Raw genomic sequence first — 20917 nt, 5'->3', positions numbered from 1 at the left:
GCCTGTTTTTGTGTCCATACGGATAGAGAAAGACCTTTGAAACAATAATTGCAACTATATTAATTTTACATTACATTAAAAGTTAGAGAATACTCTTATACTAATATAGTGCTAAATAGTAGGTGGGAAAATGGAGTTTTACGATTTGGGTATTACCATTAAAGAGCTTAGAATTAAAAAAAATATATCACAATCCGAATTATGTCATGGAATATGTTCACAAAGTCAAATTAGCAAAATAGAAAAAGGTGTGATTTATCCATCTAGTATATTATTATATCAATTATCAGAAAGACTTGGTATTGACCCAAATAATATATTTGCATTAACTCAAAACAAAAAATTAAAATATGTAGAAAATGTAAAATGCGTAATAAAAGATTGCTTAAAGCAAAAACAATATAATGAACTTTATGAAATCGTGAAAAAAGAGAAAGATGAAAAGAATTTCCAGGCAAAAGAAGATAAACAATTTCTCCTATGGCATGAAGCGATTGCTATATTTGAGGTGAACAGATCTATAAAAACTGCTTTAAAGCTTTTAAATAATGCATTAAAACTAACTTTAACCAATGTTGATTTTTTATCAGAAAGAGAAATAGATATTATGCAGACAATGTCTATATTTTATGCGGAAAATAAAGAATATGATAAAAGTATTACTATATTAAGAAGGTGTTTAACTAATTTTAATAAGTTAGATTTCCCGAGAGATAAAGCGATTAAATTAAAAATCATTTTTAATTTAGCGAAATGTTTAGGTATGACCTATCAATATGAAGAGGCGGTAAAATACATTGATAAAGGAATCAAATTAGCTATTAATCTAAATACTTTATACTTATTAGGTGAACTTTACTATTTAAAGGGATGGAATTTATTAAGATTTAAACAACAGAATGAAGAAGATATTGCAAATAACATGAAAAAAGCATTATTTATATTTGAACTAACAGAAAAAGAAAATCTGATAAAAATGGTTAAAGAAAAATATTTAGAAAACCAAACTGAAAAAAGTCACTTATAATTCATTTGGAAATCACTTGAAATATAATAAAACCTACAGGGAAAATCTCTGTAGGTTTTATACTTATAAACTTGTTTCTAAAATATTAGTGTTTAATATAAATTTTTGAATAAGAGTTTACTTAGTGTACTTTTTATTTTGAAGTCTGCATCATTATTAACAATTTATGCTTCTTTTTAATCACATCCAAATATTGTTAAGATTGAGATGATTCAAGTCGGAGGAAGGCACTTTGAGGTGTCTTTTTTTATGACCTTTATCATTAACTATTTAATGTTTTTTTAAATGATTACATGACATATTTTTTTTGTACCAAGCTTTGTTGATACAGTTAGACTTATCCGTTAGTGTATTCGTATTATTAGAACATCCTACAGTATTTAAGGAGAATGTGGCCAATAAAAACCATAATATTAATTTCTTCAAATAACCACTTCTAACTCTTTTTTAATTAACATTTTTTAAAATACTTATTAATTTTACATTACATTAAAGGTTGGAAAATATTCTTATACTCATAAATTGTTACGTTTCGGCGAGGAGAGGAATTATGAGTTATAGCAATTTTTAAGATGACTTTGGCCTAGGATGTAATTGCTAAGAAAAGTAATTCAAATCGAAGGGAAAACGTCTTAAGGTGTCTTTTCCTTATTTTCAATTTACTTAGCGATTTTTACCGCACATACCCTTTTTTCTATAGTTTGTTCTCGTAATATTGTCTCTACAAGACTAAAAAGAAAACTCCTCTAATTAAGAGGAGTTTTCTTTTTAGCGGTAGTTAATGAACTGTACGTCGATTGGTAAATCAGCGCTACGAACAGCTGCAATTACTGCTTGTAAGTCATCACGGCTTTTCGCTGTAACACGTACTTGATCATCTTGTACTTGTGTTTTTACTTTTAATTTCATTTCTTTAATGATGTTGTTAATTTTTTTCGCGTTATCTTTATCGATACCTTGTTGAAGTGTTGCGCGTTGGCGAACAGTGTTGCCAGTTGCAGCTTCAACTTTTCCGTAATCTAAGTTCTTAATTGGAACGTTACGTTTTACAAGTTTAGAGATAAGAACGTCTTTTACTTGCTCTAATTTAAACTCGTCATCAGAAGTTAAAACAAGTACTTCTTTTTCTAATTTAATATCACTTTTACTTCCTTTAAAGTCATATCGGTTTTGGATTTCTTTTAATGCGATATTAATTGCGTTTGTTACTTCAGGTAATTCTACTTTCGAAACGATGTCAAAAGAACTATCTTTTGCCATAGTTAGCACCTCCAAATAAATTTCTAATCTTGTTATGTACTGTACATACTAAAGTATAGCTGAAAACGAGTCTAGACTTAAGTGTTTTCGTATTTATATTCATGTAACCTCATTTTATTATAGTGAATTTTGGGCAGTTGGACAAATATAGGAAAAATCATGTTATAATTAACTTTTGTTTGGAATGATAAAAAAGATAATTTTATATATATAGAAGGGAATTAAAAAATATGTATTTGCAAATAGGATCGATTGAACAGGTAACTGTTTTACGCGAAACGGAAATCGGATATATGGTTGGGAATGAAGAAGAAGAAATTTTCCTACATAAAAATGAAGTAGCTGGAGAAATTGAAGAAGGCGATACGATTGACGTATTCTTATACCTTGATCACCAAAATCGTATTTCAGCAACAATGAAGGAGCCAATTATTACAACGTATGATTGGAACTGGGTAAAGGTTGTAGAAGTTATTCCGAGTTTAGGTGTGTTTGTTGATATTGGTGTATCAAAAGATATACTAATTCCAGCTGATGAATTCCCAATTTATATGCCGGTATGGCCAGAAGTTGGAGACGAATTATATTGTACGTTAAAATTAACGAATCGTGATCGTTTAATTGCTCTTCCAGCAAGAGATAGTGATATGCAAGAAATCGTTGTAGATGCGACACCATCTATGCGTAATAAAAACGTAAACGGACGTGTGTATCGTTCGCTTCAAGTAGGTTCATTCGTTTTAACAGATGAACATTTCCGTGCTTTCTTACACCATACAGAAAGAAAAGAACAAGTCCGCATCGGTCAGCGTGTAACAGGACGTATTATTGACGTAAAAGATGACGGTACAATTAACATTTCACTTCTTCCTCGTAAAGAAGAAGGAATGGAAGACGATGCTGCAGTAATTTATGCATATATGGAAGAACGAGGCGGAGCAATGCCGTTTTGGGATAAGAGCCATCCAGAAGATATTAAAGAACGCTTTAACATGAGTAAAGCTGCATTTAAGCGTGCACTTGGTAAGTTGATGAAAGAAGAAAAGGTTTACCAAGAAGAAGGTTGGACGTACTTTAAGAAATAAAGTAAATGAAAAAAGAACTATTCTTTCTCTGAATTTTTAAGAGAAGAGATAGTTCTTTTTTATTATAAAGTAGATAAAAAGTAAATAAAGTGTAATAAAACGTTTAATCTACAAATATTTTACTGTATTTATAAGGAAAAAGGAATATAAAATGGTAAATCGTCGAAAAATATACATTTTTAGAAAAAATGTCGCAATATTGTCATTTTTGTGTTGAAGCCCCTCGGAAAATTCTTTAAATTGTTAATTGTAAGAATAAAACCGATGCGAATTAGGGGTGAATGTATGGAAAAGAAGCAAGTTAAGAAAAAATGGTATAGGTACTTCATACAGCTTATGGTAGTTGCATTAATTGTTACTTCTATACCGATGAATGGACTGGCGGAAACGGCACCGCCGTTTACACCGTCGCCAAATTCAGAACCAAGTCCACAAGTAGAACAGAAAGACGAGAAGGAATTACCAGCTCCACATCCAGATCAGATAAAACAAAAAAATGCCAATGCAAAAGCTAAGCCGACTGAAGTTGTAGAAGAACGGACGGAGACAGAAAAGGTTTTTGATAATCAAGATGGTACGTTTACTAAAAAAATATATACTGAACCAATTCATGCAGAAAAGAATGGGAAATTAGAAGAGGTTTCTACTAATTTAGTAGAATCACCAGATAAAAAAATCGTAACAGAAAATACAGCATTAAAGCCGAAGTTTGAGAAAGTAGTAAAGGATGGAAAGTATGTTCAATTCGAAGTGGATGGACATACGATTCAGTATGAATTGACAGGCGCACGTGGTGAAAAGGGTGAATTAAAACCGACAGCTGTTACAGCGTCGCATGAAGAGAATACAGTATGGTATAAAGGGATTTTTCCAAGTATTGATTTAAAAAGTACAACATTTAATGAAAATGTAAAGGAAGACTTTGTACTCCATCAATATACAGGGCATCACATTTTTTCATTCGAATTACAGACAGATTTACAGCCGAGTTTAAAAGAAGATGGTTCTATTATTTTTCAAAATGAAAAAAAGGAGAATGTATTTGTACTACCAAAGCCTTATATGGCTGACTCAAATATTAATCAAGAATCCGGAGAAGCTGTTACATCTCAAGATGTGAAATATGAGATAACTCCTGCTGGGGGGAAGAAATACAATTTAACAGTTACTGCAGATCCAAAATGGTTAGAATCAGCCGAACGTAAGTATCCTGTTTTTATAGATCCTTCGGTTACGGTAAGGGGATTTGAAAATGCGTATGCATCAAGTGCAGATCCTAATATTAATTATTCAGGCGGTAGTTTATGGGATGAAGGACAAAAGGCATATACGTTAAAAGTCGGTTATTTTAATGCAGGAACAGGCACAAATGATGCTTTTATTAAATCTGATATTTCTAATTTAAAAGGTGCAACAATTCAAAGTGCAACATTTCATACGTATGCTATATGGCATTATTACGGAGATAGCCCAAATGGTGTATGGCTTGATGAAGTAACGGGAAATTGGAATGTTTCTAATATTAATTGGAGTAATAAGCCAGGATCAAATAATATTGCTCAAGCAAATGTAGGTCGCGGGAAGTGGGCGCAATTTAATGTAACAAATACAGTAAAAGCGTGGGTAGATGGAACGAGACCGAATTACGGCTTCAAATTACATGCTAACGGAAATGGACAGACGCATTGGAAGAAGTTTGTCGCAGCTCAAAATGGTTCGAATGCGCCATATTTAGCGGTTAATTATTCATATGAAAAATTGAATAAACCGAGGGTACAAGCGTATTCGAATGGAACTGGAAGTGAAGCAGGGCATTTCAATATACAATGGGACGCAGTTCAAGGTGCAAAAGGATATAAAGTTGCCATTTTTAATGGATATGACTATGAATATATTCCTGTCGGAAATGTAACAAGTTGGAGTACGAAAGATAAGAAAATCTTCCCTACACAAGATGAAATAAATGCAGGGAAATTTGAGTTTCATAAAGATGGAAAGGGGACGGATTTTTCCGTAAGCCCTGGCCCAATGTACAAAAATGCTTATTTGGCAGGTAGCCCATATGGGGATTATAGTTCAGCTCGTGGGTACTGGATTCGAATCGTAGCGGAATATCCATACGGTGATAGTCCGTTGTCAGATGAAACAGTTTCCTATGTTCCGCTAGAGCAAGTAAAGAGGCCAGCTGGATCAGCTTATACAAATGGGCCGGGTAGTAATACAGGATATGTATCAGTAAAGTGGGATCCTGTACCAGAGGCAAGTGGTTATAAAGTATGGATTTATAACGGGAAAGACTATGAAGCATTTGATGTTGGTAATACAACAACATGGACAACGCAAGGACAAAATATTTGGCCGACAGAAGCGGAAATTTCTAGTGGGAAATATCAACTTCATCATGACCAAAAAGGAAATGAGCTTTCGCTAGATCCATCTCCAGTCTACCGCAATTCTGGTGGTATATATGGTGGTTCCAAAAACTATTGGTTCCGGGTAACAGCGTATAGTAAAGCGGGTCATGCAGAAAGTGAAATTTCACAAGAGTTTACACCAACTTTTTCGAATGACGTTTCTTGGCTTGGCACGAAAGATTATTGGGCAGCAGTGAATGTAATTGGCGGAAAGGTTACTGCTATTAATGGGAATTTTGTTATGGATGAGACGGATTTTAATCTGTCTGGAAAAGGCCCGAATGTATCTATTGATCGAACGTATAATAGTCAAGATACCGGAACTGGTTTATTCGGGAAAGGCTGGCATAGTTCATTAGAAGAAGTGATTAAAGAAGAATCTTCTGGAAATATTTTATATACAACGAGAGACAAATCCACATTACTATTTACTAAAACAGGTGATAATCAATATCAAGCACCAAATGGTATTCATTTAGAAGTAAAGAAAATAGCTGATGGATTTGAATTAAAAGATAAAGATCAATCTGTTATAACATTTTCAAAGCAAGGAAAAGTACAACAAGAGAAAGATAGCTTTGGAAATGTTGTGAAGTATGAATATGATACAAATCAAAGGCCGATTAAGATTACAGATGCATCAGGACGTACTATTACTATTACGTATACAGGGAAATTTGTTTCTCAATTTATAGGGCCAGAAAATAGCACTGTAACGTTCGAATACGAAAATGATCAGTTAGTAGGATCTACGACACCAGAAGGAAAGAAGTATCGTTATGGCTATGAGAATGGAAAACTACGTTATACGTTTGATCCGAAACATACGGAAACAAAACCATATAAAACGACATATACGTATGAAAATAATAAATTAGTAAAGGTAACAGACCCGCTAGGAAAGGAATCTGTATTATCTTATAACGATGCAGCTAAAGAGGTAACGTTGACGGATGCTAAAGCTCGTAAAACGGTGCATAGCTATAATCAAGCTGGTAATCCAGCAAAAATAGTTGTGGATGCAGAGCATTTAAAGTTAACGACAACATATGAATATAAAGCGAATCACTTGGAGAAAACGACAACGCCTAAAAATCAAGTGGAAACAGTCACATATGATAACAATGGTAATGTGACTTCTGTAACAGATCCAAAAGGGACTGAAAAGTTTGAATATAATAAAAATAATGATGTTATTAAAGCGACAGATGTAGAAGATCGGAAAACTACCATAGCGTATCAACAAGCAAATGCAGCTGTTTCAGAAACAAATCATGCCTCCGAAACAGCTGAAGTAAAACAGTATGATAAATTTGGGAATATCATTCAAACGAGTAAAAATATTGGTGTAGGAGGAAACCTTCTAAAAAATCCAAGCTTTGAAATGGACACATTACAAAATTGGGCAATGGTGAATAAAGATAGTAAGGGCTCTATGACAAAGGAGGCGGAAGGAGCACCGGGAGGGCTTGGTGGCTCAGGTTCATTGAAGTTAACTGCGCAAATAACTGGTGCTAGTTCTTGGGGATATACAGCAATAGCACAGGAAGTAGAAGTAGAACCTAGTACGAACTATACATTAACGGGTATGGTGAAAACTACACTGAAAAATGCAGATGCCTATTTTAATGTCATGTTCTTAGATGAAAATGGAAATCCGACTGGTGGAACGGATTGGTCCGACAATCGCTCAAATAATTTAAAATCAGAAAATGGATGGTCGAATCGTCAATTGACGTTTAAAACGACAGATAAGGCAAGTAAAGCAAAAATACATTTAGTCATTGAACATGAAAGAGAATCTGTAAGTGGAGCAGCTTGGTTTGATAAGTTGCAGCTTGAAAAAGGAGATGTATCATCTAGTTTTAATCCAATTGTAAATAGTAGTTTTGAAGAGTATTCGGAAACTGGATCTGTTCCGAATTGGACTAGAAATTGTCCGGAAAATTGTAATCGAAAAGATATAGCAACAGAAGGATTCCATGGTGGCTCTTCTATTGTATTAGAAAACTTACAATATAATCAGAAGGACATTAGTTACCAAAGTCGTGTTGTACTAAATCAAAAAGAAGCACAAAACTTAACTTTAACTGCTATGTCAAAATCCGAGAAAGTAGAGAATAGTGCAGGAGAAAAATTATCGAAAGATTATGCAGTACGAGCAGATGTAACGTATCAAGATGGTAGTACTGCCAATTTTACAGCTATGTTTCCGAATGGAACGAATGATTGGAATCGTAGTGCGGTATTCATTCCAGCGACAAAGCCGATTAAACATATCGATACTTATTTGTTATTTAGAAATGAAAACAAAGGAAAAGTATGGTTTGATGATATTCGGTTATTAGAAGGGAATGTGCTTGTCAAAAATGAATATGACAACGATGGAAATGTAACAGCTTCGTATGATGAAGAAGGAAATAAAATAGCCTTTTCTTATGATGGAGTCGGAAATAAAAAGTCAGAAACCGATGAGAGAGGGAATACAAAATCTTTCGATTACAATAAAGATAATCAACTTAAAAAAGTGACATTAAAAAATGGAACTTCTGTTGGTTATAATTATGATCATAATGGCAATACAACTGAAAAATCTATAATGTTTGGTGGGAAAACACAAACACACAAATATGAGTATGATGTAGATAATAAAATTACAACGTATATCGATGCGTTAAATCGTCGCATTGAATATGAATATGATGCAAATGCAAATAAGACAAAAACGAAAATGCCAAATGGCTCACTGATTGAATGGGGTTATGATACAGCGGATCGCATTATAGGTGAAAAGCGAAATGGAAAAGATGCCTTTACATTCGAACGCGATGCTAATGGACAAGAAACGAAAGTGAAAGATCATGTAAATGGGGTTGAAAAAAGCAAAACATATGATACAGCAGATCGGATCACGAGTATAACGGATAGCCGAGGTGGGAAAATTGATTGGGCATATCATGATAAAGCAAATAGCAAAACCGAAAAGTTAAAAGAACAGTCAATTACACACGGTGGGTATAACAGTAAAATAAAATATGAATATAATGCTTTAGATCAAAACACATCTGTTTGGGATGAAATGTGGGCACATTATAATTTCCATTATGATGAGAACGGCCATGTACGTACGTATATCGCACCGAATGATGCTAGTGCAACGTATAATTATGACCAAACAGGGAAACTATCGGATTTAGCTATTGCAACACCAAAGCAAATGCTACTATTAGAGAAATATGAGTATGACAAAACAGGAAACCGTACGAAGATTAAACATGAAAGTCCTGATGGGAAAATAACGGAAACAAATTATGTATATGATCCAATTAATCAATTATTAAAAGAATCTACACCAAATGGAACAGTTAGAGACTACACGTATGATGGATTTGGCAATCGTACGAGTATGAAAGTAACAGAAAATGGAAAAGAAACAAAATCAGTAATCGCAACATTTAACGAAGGAAATCAACTTCTAAAATTCGGAAACGAATCGTTAACGTATGACGCAAATGGTAACCGTACATCTGATGGGAAATACACCTACACATGGAACGAAGCAGACCAACTTGTTGCTGTAACGAAAAAAGGGGAAGGCAAACCGTTCGCAACATATAAATACGACAACGAAAACCGTCGTATTGAAAAGAACGTAAACGGACAAGAAACCCGTTACTTCTACGATGGTGACAGCATCAACCCGCTATACGAAACAGACGGGAACGGAAAAGTCCTCCGACAATACGTTTACAACAAAGACGGCGTCCGCCTAGCAATGAAAATACAAGATCAATCGGTATACTACCATTACAACCCGCGCGGTGACGTAATAGCAATGACCGACAAGGACGGACAAATAGTCGCAAGCTATGAATACGATACATGGGGGAACGTATTAAAGAGTGAAGCAAAAGGAATCGCAGCGGACAATCCATTTGGATATGCGGGATACATGTATGATAAAGAAATTGGGATGTATTACTTGATTGCAAGATACTATAACCCAGAGCATGGTGTGTTCTTATCGGTGGATCCAGATCCGGGTGATGAAGACGATCCGATTACAATGAATGGGTATACGTATGGTGATAATAATCCGGTGATGATGGTGGATCCGGATGGGTATAAGGCAAAAAAAGTTGTAAGTGGATATAAATATTGGAAAAAAGGTAAGCATGAATATTACCAAAGAAGTTATAAGCAAACTAAATTTAATTATTATTCAGGACAAATTGCGAGAGCAGTTGTCAGTTTTAATGCTGGTAATGTAGTTAAAAACATTGGTTTAAAATATATAAAAGCTCCAAGTCGACAGAAGAGTTTAGAGATAGTAGGGGGCTATTATGTTGGGGAAAAATTTATAAAGCCAGTCCCAGAACCGGGTACTAAAATTACTTTAACTTATAGAAAAAAATTGAATTCTAAACAGTGGTATTTAAAATATGACGAAGGTAAATCAAAAGGGAAATGGAAGAAAGCCAAATGGTAAAAGTGAATAATATGCTTAAACGGTTCAGAATTATTGATTTGCTATTTATATATATAGTAGCTTATGTTTTAGTAGATCAGCCTTCGGATTTGAAAAAGATAGTCTTCTTTCTTGCTGGCATTACCATATTTATACTAGAGAAAGTTATGCTGTCTTCAAAAAAATTCAATCAATATTTAAAAAATGTCAGGGAAAGATTTATATCTGATGTACTGATAGGAGTGTTGTTTTTTTGGTATATCTTTAATGTTCTTAATATAGCTACTTTACTTGTTTTATTAATAATTTGTATTTTGAAATTCAAGGAAGATATTGATGTGCTTTTGCGTAAGTAAATAGTTTTCTCTTGAATTTATTATTGGCCTATGGATTAACACGAATGGAAACAGAGTAAATTGAAACATTAATAGATTATAAAATTAAGGGAAGAGGCGAGAAAATGTCTTCTTCCTTTTCTATACACATGGAATGAAGCAGATGGCTCTGTTGCAAAGTTTTTTACAGATAGAAAGTTAGGATGGGGCATATACGTTTACAACAAAGACGGTGTCCGCCTAGCAATGACCAACAAAGATGGACAAATAGTCGCAAGCTATGAATATGATTCATGGGGTAACGTATTAAAGAGTGATGCAAAAGGTATCGCAGCAGACAATCCATTTGGATATGCCGGATACATGTATGATAAAGAGATTGGCATGTATTACCTGATTGCGAGATACTATAATCCAGAACATGGTGTGTTTTTATCGGTGGATCCTGATCCGGGCGATGAGGATGACCCGGTTACAATGAATGGGTATACGTATGCGGATAATAATCCAGTCATGCTGACCGATCCAGATGGTCATTTTGCTTGGATGGCATTGAACGCAGGTTTTGCGGCTTATGATGGTTATAAAGCGTATAAAAAGAATGGCTGGAAAGCAGCTGCAGTAGCTGTTGGTGCTGGATTAGTTGGTGGGGCAGCTTATAAAGGTGCAAAATTAGCATATAACACATTTAAATATGGTACAAAGCTTAAGTTTACTAATATTACGACAAAGAAATCCAAGCCTAATTTTCAGGCGAATATAAGTCTACGCCAATTACACAATAGATTGTGAAAAGCAGGATGGAATCAAGAAACATTTTACAAAAATGGTTTGCAAATTAGGAATTTCACTAAAAATGGAAGGAAAATAACTACTCGCGATGGATCTAGTGGTGGTTTTAATACTGCTGATTATTATCCAAGAGGGAAGAAGAAAAAGAATAATGTTATTAAGTTTAGGTTAAAGGGAAAGGGGAAAAAGGTTGAAAAAAATAGATAGCTTATTTCAGCTTACCGAGAACGAGTATAGTTCTGTTTATACAAGGATTGCCGAGATAGTAGATATGGAAAAAAGTTTACCAGAGTATGTAGTAAGAGGTGATCTTGATAAATATGTATTGTTATTTAGTGACTATGAATTTGATGAAGATGAATTTCTTGATTCGTTAAAACAAATAGGCGAAGTTTTAGGAGAGCGTACGGCATATATATGTACAAAACAAACCTTTCAATATCGAACCTTTCTATTTTTTACTAAGAGTGGATATTATGATGAAGATGTAAAAAAGGCAGCAAAGTTTGATGTAAATATATCATCAGAAGACTATTGGGACATAATCACATGGCGGGAAGAAAAGGATGGAAAAGAGTTCGGATTATCACTGCGTGATCATTATGTACTGTATATACTATTTTCTTCTGGAAAGGTGTTATTGGTGATCGATGTTCATAATGAAGTGGCATTGTTAATTAGTGAAAAAGATATTTATAGAGAGCAGATGATTGATTCCATGATATGGAAGACTCTTTCTGATTTTCTTATTGAAACGGAGGAGTACCATAAAGAAATTTTTCGCGATGGAGGAAAAAGGTATAGGAAAGCTTTAGTTGAAAACTATGCTGGTCTGCAATAAAGGAATGACAATGCAAATATTGAAAGTAGTAATATTTTATACATGTCGTTCTAGGATTATAAAATTAATTCATTGATAATATTCATTTTTAATGATGAGTGGAATATAAAGTTTTGTAGATTCAGTGCATCTCGAAAATTAAACAGGTAATTTTTGAGATGCACTTTTTATTTTAAATAATCTATTATTCTTAAGGCAGAGGTAGTATCCCACCGTTATATGGGATAGATGGAAATGGGACTGCCCTTCGTCAATATATGCATTTAATAAATGGTGTACGTTGAGCAATGAAATCACGAAGACAAATAGTATACTACAACTTCTTCATGGTAATGTCGTTGCGATGACAGATCAAAATAGAGAAGTTGTAGCAACGTATGAATATGATTCGTGGGGTAACGTACTAAAGAGCGACGTAAAAGGTATCGCAGCGGACAATCCATTTGGATATGCAGGATACATGTATGATAAAGAAATTGGCATGTATTACTTGATTGCAAGATATTATCAACCAGAGCATGGTGTGTTCTTATCGGTGGATCCGGATCTGGGTGATGAAGATGATCCGATTACAATGAATGGAAATCATCTAGAAGTAACTCGAAAAAAGAAATCGCAAATTTATCGCCAGGACAGCGCGTTCAAAAGCAGCAAATACTAAAAAATGCAGTGAAGTCAAGGGCTAAAGGAGCGTTATTCACTGGTAGTAAAGCTGTTGGAGGGATAGGGCTGATTCCGGACGCGGCGGTTTTTGTAGATGGATATTATAAGGGATATAAAAAGGATATAAAGATTATAAGCCGAAAAAAACTAATTCTAAGAAAAGAAGAAGATAGATTAGTAAAATGAAGACGATACATACAATGATTGGTATATATAATGTTGTTTTTATTGTAGCATTATTGGTGATTATGTTAAAAAGGAAAAACTATCGAGCTACAATGGTGTTAGTAGTAGGTCTCATATATACAATTCTAGTAAGTTTTACCTCGTATATGTCGTTCTTGGGTTATACAATTAACGTGATAATTGTAATTTTTCTGGGGATTAGTTTTATCTTGGCTGGTATTTTTGAAAAAGAAAAGTAAAGTCTATTCGGTGTATTTCAAAACCTAAACAAATAGTTTGATTTTGAGATACACTTTTTTATTTTAAATTAATTATTCTTCTATGACGGTAATAGAAGCAATCCATGAGGAAAAGGGAGTTATGATAATGCAAGATAATGTACTAGAAAAATTAATAAAACGACTTTCCGTATTATCCACTGAAAAAGAACGTGAAATATTAGCGGTGGATTTAAATGATATATATGAAAGTAGTAAAAGTTTTGAAAAATTGCTTGAAAATATTATAAACTCTCGGCAATCTAAAGAAGACTTAATAGATGCGCTAATTGAAGTGGAGATAGAATTAGATCACATCAATTGGCATTATAAAAGCTTGAAGAAAAAGTTGAAAATATTGATGAAAGATTAAAAAGCACACCCTTATCTAAAAAGATAAGGGTGTGCTTTTTTTAATTTCCTTGCGGAGAAATAAGAGTAAATGTATCTTTCAAATCACTATCATTTATTTTAATATTTGCCTTTTTTAATTCCTCTTGTAACAATTTTTTGCTGAATACAGGATCAGCAGTACGTTCTTCCTCTAAGTTTTTGCGAATAGAGTTTTTTACTTCATCGTAAGGTTTTAAATCTTTTTTATCAGTTAATTTAATAACGTGATAACCGTTTGATGATTTTACGGGATTGCTAATTTGTCCAACATTTAGTTTGTAGGCAGCCGTTTCGAATTCAGGAGCCATTGTACCTGAATTGAAGTATCCAAGGTCTCCGCCTTTATCTTTTGATAGTAGATCTTGTGATTCTTGTTTTGCTAATTCTTCAAATGAAGCACCAGCATCTAGTTTACTCTTTATTTCTTTCGCTTCATTTTCGTCACTTACTAAAATGTGACTCGCTTTAATTTCTGGCTTATAGTGGTCTTTTATGTCTTTTTCTGTAATGCTTTTCTTAATCGCTTCATTCATAGCAAGTTTGAACTTAATTTGATTTTTGAAATCCTCTTCATCTTTTAAACCATAATTTTCTAATACTTTTTTGAATTGATCTCCATATTGTTTTTTTACTTTTTCTACTTCTTTATTTACCTCTTCATCAGGTACTTTATATTTTTTTGTGATGACGTCTTGTGCCATCATTTCGTATAGCATGTCTTTTCCGTAACGATCTTTCAATTGTTTTTCGAAGTTATCCTTTGTAATGGTGGAGTCTGTTGCTGTAGCGACTGTAGCTGAGCCATTCTTTTGTTCGCAAGCAGATAGCATCAATATACTTATTAGTGCAGTAATAATGAAAATATGTTTCCCTCTCATGCCAACACCTCATCCGAATATGTTATCGCTATTGTAGAATATAGAAGTGAACATGAAGTGAATTTTTAATGTTTTTTTCCTTTAAAATGTAAAAAAGTACATCAACATAATTGTTGATGTACGATGGAATCAAAGGTGATCGGTCTTTTTAGAGTATGCACGTTTACCTTGCTGAATATTTTTTTGCTCTTGCTCATTTTTTTGTGTGCGTTTTGCGTTATTATCGCGTGCTTTTTTGTCGTTATCACTCGTATGTGGCATATGTATCAACTCCATTTCTAAACGTTGTACGTTTATCATTTCCTTTTTCGTAAAGACTATGTATAGCGGTGCATTTATGAAGGGTAAAGGTGGATTCGAAATGGATTTGAAGTTGAATTATACTGAACTTATAAAGAAGTTAATCGTTGTAATCATCGCAGGTTTATTAAATGCGATTGGGATGAATTTATTTTTAACGCCAGCAAAAGTGTATGCGAGCGGCTTTGCTGGATTGTCTCAATTATTATCACAAATATTAGGTGATTTTTTATCGATTCACATATCTACGGGAGTATTGTTTAGCTTATTTAATATTCCTGTCGTTATTTTAGCGTGGAAAAAGGTTGGAAAGGCCTTCACCTTTTTCAGTTTTCTTTGTGTTATATTTATGACTTTGTTTCTAGAAGTCATCCCTGTTAGAGCGGTTTCGAATGATATCATATTAAATGCGATTTTTGGCGGGATTATTTCGGCGATTGGAGTAGGGATTGCTTTAAAGTGGGGTGCTTCTACAGGTGGATTAGATATTATCGCCATGATTTTATCAAAAATAAAAGATAAGCCTGTCGGTACATACTTTTTCTTTTTTAATGCAATTATCATTATCGCTGCTGGCTATGTATATGGATGGGAAAAAGCGTTATATACGTTAGTGACTTTATATGTATCAACGAGAATTATTGATGCAATTCATACTCGTCATGTAAAGATTACAGCATTAATTGTTACGAAGAATGGGGCAGATGTAAGAAAGGCGATTCACTCGCGATTAGTAAGAGGGATTACAACGATACCAGCAACAGGTGCTTATACGAATGAAAATAAAGAAATGTTAATGATGGTTATTACTCGTTATGAGTTATACGAATTAGAGAGGATTATTAAACAAGTGGACCCAGGTGCATTTACAAATATACTGCAAACAGTTGGGGTGTTCGGATTGTTTCGGAAAGATTAAAGAGGACCGAAGTTGGTCCTCTTTTTTAATGTAAATTCGTAATGTTTTGCAATTGCTCTTGCATTTCACGGAGCTGAACTTTTTCAGCAGTTGAAGAGTTTGCGTAAGCGGATTGCAAAGCATTTTTTGCTCTATACACGAGATCTTGTTGCTCAGTACCGCTTGAACAAGATACGGCATTTTCAACAGCATCTCTAGCTTGTTGGAATAGTAAGTTCCCCATTTAAACCCCTCCAAAAGAAGAGTTACTTCTTGCTTTTTCTGCCTCAGCTAATGTACCTCTGTACGGGAATCTTGCATCATGCTTCATAACAGCATCGGCTCCTTGTTGGATAAAACGTTTTGATTTGTTCTTTTTACCCATTCGAAAAACCCCCTTTATTTAGCTGAAAACAATCGACGCAATGTCTCATGCGTCTACTTATAGTATGGACATTTGGCAGGAAACTATAAGTAGGAAATTTTTAGATTACAACCCAAGAACCTCTTCTAAATATAAAGCAATACCATCTTCTTCGTTCGTTAACGTCGTATGGTTTGCGAGTGATTTTAATTCAGGGATGGCATTTCCCATTGCGATGCCGTGACCAGCAAATTCAATCATTTCAAAATCATTATCTTCATCACCGAAAGCGATAATTCGCTCTTGTGGAATGTTGTAATGACTAGAAATTTTTTGTAATCCAACTGCTTTATTTAATCCGCTTTTCACAATTTCAATAATCGGCCAAGGTGCGCCCCATTTTCTATGGTCGATTACTTCCGCATGCATATCGGTTAAATGTTGACGAATTGCAGTAGAATGCTCGTCATGGGCGTCAATTAATAAGCAAGTTGGATGATCGTTTAAAATATTTAATAAGTCTCCCGTAAAAATCTTAGGAGAGCCGAATTCGAAAATATGTTTTTTATCTTCATCAATTTCACGAACATACACATCGTCCATTACTTCCGCGTATATATTTTTTACGCCAAAATCAAAGCAAGCTCGGACAATTTCTTGCGCTGTTGCTAGCTCAAGAGGAGAGTGATGTGTTCCCCAGTTTGAATCAAGAGGATGATGTACGTAAGCGCCGTTAAAGTTTACGATAGGTGTGTTAAGATCAAGTTCTTTATAGTAATCATAACTAGCACGGAATGGACGTCCTGTTGAAATAACGACAATATGTCCCTGTTCCTTTGCTTTTGCAATTGTATGTTTCGTTCGAGTGGAAATTATTTTGTTGTCTGTTAATAAAGTGCCGTCTAAGTCTAATGCGATTAAATGTTGTTTGTTCATAATTTCACCTCTTATAATAATTTTTTTGTATCTATCTGTATTTCCGTTTTTAATATGCAGAAATAAGAGGTTAGACTCGGTGGAATCACCATAGATGGAAATTTCACTATATATCCATCTTACGTCTCAAAGTGCTGTGGTGTCTACTATTTATCGTTGGAAATTAAGAAAAGTCAACATCTTTTTAGAAAGTTCAAACAATGTTTCTTTCATTATGTACAAATTGTGAAAAGGGTTACATTGCTCGTGTGATGAGGCATATAATGAACATGTAATCTTCTCGTATATGTTTGACTCTCCTTTGAAACTAGCCTAGAGTAGGTTGGTTTCTTTTTTTTTCTACAAGTAGGAAAGAAATCCCTGCTTACGCTTGTGTCATTCATATATATGTACAAGAATGAGATGTAGTACTGTTTCCTAAACATGACAGAAAAGCTTTCTTTTAAAATGGATATACTAATGAGGCAAGACGTCATGGAAGGAGAATGAAGATGGGACAAAATCGCAGGTTTCGTTCTGGACAAAAAGCGCCGAATGATGGCATTTACGTAGAAATTGGTGAAACGGGAAGTATGGTGAAAGATCCGCAAATGGTGAAATTAACTGCCGGTGAAAAGTTTCCGGATAACACGAATCATAACCGCCAGTGGACATATAAAAGAAAACCGTAACAGAAGCCGCAATCATTATTGCGGCTTTTTTGTCGTTACACATTGTAATTTCATTTACCGTATTTTTTAGCAGTATAATGAATGCTCTCTTTTTCTTTTTCAAATAATAAGTTTGAAAATACATAGGCAAAATTATTGTATAAAAAAGTCAGTTGGCGTATAATCAAATCAAAGGTCAAAGAAAGTCGAACTTTTGGAGGGCTGTAAAGATGGACTTAAATCAAATGACAACAAAAACACAAGAGGCGATTATGAGTGCCCAATCTTTAGCGGTATCTCATCATCACCAAGAGGTGGATACTGTTCATCTATTACTTGCATTATTAGAAGAGCAAGATGGGTTAGCGGTACGTATATTTCAAAAAATGAATGTTGATATAGAAGCATTAAAGCAAGGTGCTGAAAGTTTAATTAAAAAGAAACCTTCTGTAACGGGGAGCGGTGCAGAAGTTGGAAAATTGTATGTAACGAGCGCTCTGCAACAACTGCTTGTAAGAGCAGGGAAAGAAGCAGAAAAACTGCAGGATGATTACATTTCAGTAGAACATGTATTGCTTGCTTTTTCTGAAGAAAAAGGCGATATAAATCAATTATTTACAAGATTGCATATTACGAAAGATAACTTATTACAGTCTTTAATGACAGTTCGGGGGAATCAAAGAGTGACGAGTCAAAATCCAGAAGCAACTTATGAAGCGTTAGAAAAATATGGTCGTGATTTAGTGGCGGAAGTGAGAGCAGGGAAAATTGATCCTGTAATCGGCCGTGATAGTGAAATACGACGTGTAATCCGTATTCTTTCACGTAAAACGAAAAACAATCCGGTTTTAATTGGGGAGCCAGGTGTTGGTAAAACAGCAATCGTTGAAGGGCTAGCCCAGCGTATTGTGAAAAAGGATGTACCTGAAGGATTGAAAGATAGAACGATTTTTGCGTTAGATATGAGTGCACTCGTAGCTGGTGCGAAATTCCGTGGTGAGTTCGAAGAGCGTCTGCAAGCTGTATTAAATGAAATTAAAAAGAGTGAAGGACGCATTTTATTATTCATTGATGAACTTCATACAATAGTTGGAGCTGGTAAAACAGAAGGAGCCATGGATGCAGGAAATATGTTAAAACCGATGCTTGCACGTGGTGAACTGCATTGTATTGGAGCCACAACACTAGATGAATATCGCAAATATATTGAGAAAGATCCAGCGCTAGAAAGACGTTTCCAACAAGTATTAGCAGAAGAGCCAACTGTTGAAGATACGATTTCCATTTTACGTGGATTAAAAGAACGCTTTGAAATTTATCACGGTGTAAATATTCATGACCGTGCGATTGTAGCAGCATCTGTTTTATCAGATCGATATATTTCAGATCGCTTCTTACCAGATAAAGCAATTGATCTTGTTGACGAAGCGTGTGCAACAATTCGTACAGAAATTGATTCTATGCCAACAGAATTAGATGAAGTAACGCGCCGCATTATGCAGCTGGAAATTGAAGAAGCGGCTCTTGGGAAAGAAACGGATCGTGGTAGCCAAGAGCGTCTAAAAACATTGCAACGTGAATTATCGGATTTAAAAGAAGTTGCCAGTGGCATGAGAGCAAAATGGGAGAAAGAAAAAGAAGACATTCACAAAGTTCGTGACTTACGTGAGCATTTAGAACGTTTGCGTCGTGAATTAGAAGAAGCAGAAGGCAATTACGATTTAAATAAAGCAGCCGAACTTCGTCACGGGAAAATTCCCGCAATTGAAAAAGAGTTAAAAGAAGCGGAAGAAATGGGCGCGCATAATAAACAAGAAAATCGTTTATTACGTGAGGAAGTAAGTGAAGAAGAAATTGCAGATATTGTTTCACGCTGGACTGGTATTCCTGTTGCGAAACTCGTGGAAGGTGAACGCGAGAAATTATTACGCTTAGAGCAAATCTTATCAGAGCGTGTCATCGGACAAGAGGAAGCAGTAAGCTTAGTGTCAGACGCGGTTCTTCGTGCTCGCGCTGGTATTAAAGATCCGAACCGCCCGATTGGTTCTTTCATCTTCTTAGGGCCAACAGGTGTTGGTAAAACAGAACTTGCAAAAACGTTAGCCCAGTCTTTATTCGATAGTGAAGAGCAAATGATTCGCATTGACATGTCTGAGTATATGGAAAAACACGCCGTGTCTCGCTTAATTGGTGCACCTCCTGGATATGTAGGATATGAAGAAGGCGGTCAATTAACAGAAGCGGTAAGACGTAAACCATATTCCGTTGTTTTATTAGATGAAATTGAAAAAGCACATCCAGAAGTATTCAACATTTTATTACAAATGTTAGATGATGGACGCATTACAGATTCGCAAGGTCGTACAGTGGACTTTAAAAATACAGTTATTATTATGACTTCAAATATTGGATCTGCTCATTTACTAGATGGATTAGAAGAAGATGGTTCGATTAAAGAGGAATCAAGAGACCTTGTAATGGGGCAATTAAGAGGACATTTCCGCCCTGAATTTTTAAACCGTGTGGATGAAATTATTTTATTCAAACCTCTTACAACGAATGAAATTAAAGGCATTGTTGATAAAATTGTAAAAGAACTACAAGGTCGTCTAGCTGACCGTCACATTACAGTAGAATTAACAGATGCAGCAAAAGAATTTGTTGTGGAAGCCGGTTTCGACCCAATGTACGGAGCTCGTCCATTAAAACGATACGTACAGCGTCAAGTGGAAACGAAATTAGCACGAGAATTAATTGCAGGAACAATTACTGGTAATAGTCACGTAGTTGTTGATGTAGAAAATAACGAATTAGTCGTTCATGTGAAATAAAAATAAAAAAGAGTTCGGATAAAATCCGGACTCTTTTTTTAGTGTTGTTCTACTGGCTCGTTTGGAATTGCAGCTGAAATTGCTAGTACTAACACAGCAAGAACAACTGAGAAAATAGACGCTTGGTTAAAGTCGTATGTACCGCCAGTCATAGAGCCGATTACATAGCTCATCATATGTACAAGTAAGAACGACCAAATTAATGCCCAAATGAAACGCATATTTTACACCTCTATTCGTTCAATCTGTCCTTATTGTAACACAATTGAAAAAAGAATATAGAAAAATATTTGTAGATTTTTCAACGCAAATTTGCATTCCGTTCATACATTATAAAAG

General features: G+C 34.7%; 17 protein-coding genes and 2 pseudogenes. 12 read left to right on the top strand and 7 right to left on the bottom strand.

Going from position 1 to position 20917, the window contains the following annotated elements:
- Nucleotides 1-130 precede the first annotated feature (130 nt).
- A complete protein-coding gene (locus M1D66_RS21165) occupies nt 131-1027 on the top strand; it encodes a helix-turn-helix domain-containing protein (RefSeq protein ID WP_086385471.1) in 897 nt (298 codons plus the stop codon).
- Between the two features lie 768 nt (nt 1028-1795).
- Here M1D66_RS21165 and M1D66_RS21160 read toward each other — a convergent pair.
- A complete protein-coding gene (locus M1D66_RS21160) occupies nt 1796-2287 on the bottom strand; it encodes a YajQ family cyclic di-GMP-binding protein (protein WP_001040149.1) in 492 nt (163 codons plus the stop codon).
- 230 nt (nt 2288-2517) lie between these two features.
- Here M1D66_RS21160 and M1D66_RS21155 point away from each other — a divergent pair, with 230 nt between their 5' ends.
- From M1D66_RS21155 to M1D66_RS21120, 8 genes and pseudogenes are all read left to right on the top strand, one after another.
- Nucleotides 2518-3372 carry a CvfB family protein gene (locus M1D66_RS21155; RefSeq protein WP_000281265.1) on the top strand — a complete coding sequence of 285 codons (855 nt, stop codon included), beginning with the start codon at nt 2518-2520 and terminating at the stop codon, nt 3370-3372.
- A gap of 285 nt (nt 3373-3657) precedes the next feature.
- Nucleotides 3658-10275 carry a DNRLRE domain-containing protein gene (locus M1D66_RS21150; protein ID WP_242554764.1) on the top strand — a complete coding sequence of 2206 codons (6618 nt, stop codon included), beginning with the start codon at nt 3658-3660 and terminating at the stop codon, nt 10273-10275.
- Nucleotides 10254-10610, top strand: coding sequence for a hypothetical protein (locus tag M1D66_RS21145; RefSeq protein ID WP_479831910.1), 357 nt, complete (start codon nt 10254-10256; stop codon nt 10608-10610). Before M1D66_RS21150 ends, M1D66_RS21145 begins: the two co-directional genes overlap by 22 nt.
- A 192-nt stretch (nt 10611-10802) precedes the next feature.
- A pseudogene (locus M1D66_RS21140) lies at nt 10803-11381 on the top strand (RHS repeat-associated core domain-containing protein); the annotation flags it as partial.
- 190 nt (nt 11382-11571) lie between these two features.
- Nucleotides 11572-12222: a hypothetical protein gene (locus M1D66_RS21135; RefSeq protein WP_000717785.1), complete on the top strand. Its 651-nt coding sequence runs from the start codon at nt 11572-11574 to the stop codon at nt 12220-12222.
- A gap of 203 nt (nt 12223-12425) precedes the next feature.
- Nucleotides 12426-12805, top strand: a pseudogene (locus M1D66_RS21130) (RHS repeat domain-containing protein); the annotation flags it as partial.
- 86 nt (nt 12806-12891) lie between these two features.
- Nucleotides 12892-13071 carry a hypothetical protein gene (locus M1D66_RS21125; RefSeq protein ID WP_323653501.1) on the top strand — a complete coding sequence of 60 codons (180 nt, stop codon included), beginning with the start codon at nt 12892-12894 and terminating at the stop codon, nt 13069-13071.
- Nucleotides 13072-13437: 366 nt separating this feature from the next.
- The gene (locus M1D66_RS21120; RefSeq protein ID WP_048568758.1) at nt 13438-13701 is read left to right on the top strand and encodes a hypothetical protein; all 264 of its coding nucleotides are present in this window, start codon (nt 13438-13440) and stop codon (nt 13699-13701) included.
- 40 nt (nt 13702-13741) lie between these two features.
- Here the strand turns inward: M1D66_RS21120 and prsA are convergent, their stop codons facing one another.
- Nucleotides 13742-14599 carry a peptidylprolyl isomerase PrsA gene (prsA, locus tag M1D66_RS21115; protein ID WP_086385475.1) on the bottom strand — a complete coding sequence of 286 codons (858 nt, stop codon included), beginning with the start codon at nt 14597-14599 and terminating at the stop codon, nt 13742-13744.
- 129 nt (nt 14600-14728) lie between these two features.
- On the bottom strand, nt 14729-14860 hold the full coding sequence (locus M1D66_RS21110; protein WP_001120851.1) for a DUF3941 domain-containing protein: 132 nt from the start codon (nt 14858-14860) through the stop codon (nt 14729-14731).
- Between the two features lie 100 nt (nt 14861-14960).
- Between M1D66_RS21110 and M1D66_RS21105 the strand changes: the two genes are divergently transcribed.
- Nucleotides 14961-15818, top strand: coding sequence for a YitT family protein (locus M1D66_RS21105; protein WP_000364444.1), 858 nt, complete (start codon nt 14961-14963; stop codon nt 15816-15818).
- 25 nt (nt 15819-15843) lie between these two features.
- Here the strand turns inward: M1D66_RS21105 and M1D66_RS21100 are convergent, their stop codons facing one another.
- The 3 genes from M1D66_RS21100 to M1D66_RS21090 form a co-directional block, all read right to left on the bottom strand.
- Entirely contained in the window at nt 15844-16041 is a 198-nt protein-coding gene (locus M1D66_RS21100; RefSeq protein ID WP_000527407.1) for a DUF3813 domain-containing protein, read from the bottom strand.
- Nucleotides 16042-16182: a hypothetical protein gene (locus M1D66_RS21095; RefSeq protein ID WP_000516816.1), complete on the bottom strand. Its 141-nt coding sequence runs from the start codon at nt 16180-16182 to the stop codon at nt 16042-16044.
- A gap of 105 nt (nt 16183-16287) precedes the next feature.
- Entirely contained in the window at nt 16288-17097 is an 810-nt protein-coding gene (locus tag M1D66_RS21090) for a Cof-type HAD-IIB family hydrolase (RefSeq protein ID WP_001041232.1), read from the bottom strand.
- A gap of 491 nt (nt 17098-17588) precedes the next feature.
- Between M1D66_RS21090 and M1D66_RS21085 the strand changes: the two genes are divergently transcribed.
- The gene (locus M1D66_RS21085; RefSeq protein WP_000531421.1) at nt 17589-17768 is read left to right on the top strand and encodes a YjzC family protein; all 180 of its coding nucleotides are present in this window, start codon (nt 17589-17591) and stop codon (nt 17766-17768) included.
- Nucleotides 17769-17977: 209 nt separating this feature from the next.
- Nucleotides 17978-20578, top strand: coding sequence for an ATP-dependent chaperone ClpB (gene clpB / locus M1D66_RS21080; protein WP_242554761.1), 2601 nt, complete (start codon nt 17978-17980; stop codon nt 20576-20578).
- A gap of 38 nt (nt 20579-20616) precedes the next feature.
- Here clpB and M1D66_RS21075 read toward each other — a convergent pair whose 3' ends face one another.
- On the bottom strand, nt 20617-20799 hold the full coding sequence (locus tag M1D66_RS21075; RefSeq protein ID WP_001211116.1) for a YjzD family protein: 183 nt from the start codon (nt 20797-20799) through the stop codon (nt 20617-20619).
- Nucleotides 20800-20917: the final 118 nt, after the last annotated feature.

The sequence above is a fragment of the Bacillus sp. PK6-16 genome (genome assembly GCF_056530295.1).
This window is presented reverse-complemented; position numbering and strand designations above follow the sequence as displayed.

What these genes read in the sequence shown, in the direction of transcription:
- M1D66_RS21085 (WP_000531421.1), top strand. Translation starts at nt 17,589, where the DNA reads ATGGGACAAAATCGCAGGTTTCGTTCTGGACAAAAAGCGCCGAATGAT.
- M1D66_RS21120 (WP_048568758.1), top strand. Translation starts at nt 13,438, where the DNA reads ATGCAAGATAATGTACTAGAAAAATTAATAAAACGACTTTCCGTATTA.
- M1D66_RS21100 (WP_000527407.1), bottom strand. Translation starts at nt 16,041, where the DNA reads ATGGGGAACTTACTATTCCAACAAGCTAGAGATGCTGTTGAAAATGCC.
- clpB (WP_242554761.1), top strand. Translation starts at nt 17,978, where the DNA reads ATGGACTTAAATCAAATGACAACAAAAACACAAGAGGCGATTATGAGT.
- M1D66_RS21105 (WP_000364444.1), top strand. Translation starts at nt 14,961, where the DNA reads ATGGATTTGAAGTTGAATTATACTGAACTTATAAAGAAGTTAATCGTT.
- M1D66_RS21090 (WP_001041232.1), bottom strand. Translation starts at nt 17,097, where the DNA reads ATGAACAAACAACATTTAATCGCATTAGACTTAGACGGCACTTTATTA.
- M1D66_RS21110 (WP_001120851.1), bottom strand. Translation starts at nt 14,860, where the DNA reads ATGCCACATACGAGTGATAACGACAAAAAAGCACGCGATAATAACGCA.
- M1D66_RS21095 (WP_000516816.1), bottom strand. Translation starts at nt 16,182, where the DNA reads ATGGGTAAAAAGAACAAATCAAAACGTTTTATCCAACAAGGAGCCGAT.
- M1D66_RS21160 (WP_001040149.1), bottom strand. Translation starts at nt 2,287, where the DNA reads ATGGCAAAAGATAGTTCTTTTGACATCGTTTCGAAAGTAGAATTACCT.
- M1D66_RS21155 (WP_000281265.1), top strand. Translation starts at nt 2,518, where the DNA reads ATGTATTTGCAAATAGGATCGATTGAACAGGTAACTGTTTTACGCGAA.
- prsA (WP_086385475.1), bottom strand. Translation starts at nt 14,599, where the DNA reads ATGAGAGGGAAACATATTTTCATTATTACTGCACTAATAAGTATATTG.
- M1D66_RS21145 (WP_479831910.1), top strand. Translation starts at nt 10,254, where the DNA reads ATGGAAGAAAGCCAAATGGTAAAAGTGAATAATATGCTTAAACGGTTC.
- M1D66_RS21150 (WP_242554764.1), top strand. Translation starts at nt 3,658, where the DNA reads ATGGAAAAGAAGCAAGTTAAGAAAAAATGGTATAGGTACTTCATACAG.
- M1D66_RS21165 (WP_086385471.1), top strand. Translation starts at nt 131, where the DNA reads ATGGAGTTTTACGATTTGGGTATTACCATTAAAGAGCTTAGAATTAAA.
- M1D66_RS21075 (WP_001211116.1), bottom strand. Translation starts at nt 20,799, where the DNA reads ATGCGTTTCATTTGGGCATTAATTTGGTCGTTCTTACTTGTACATATG.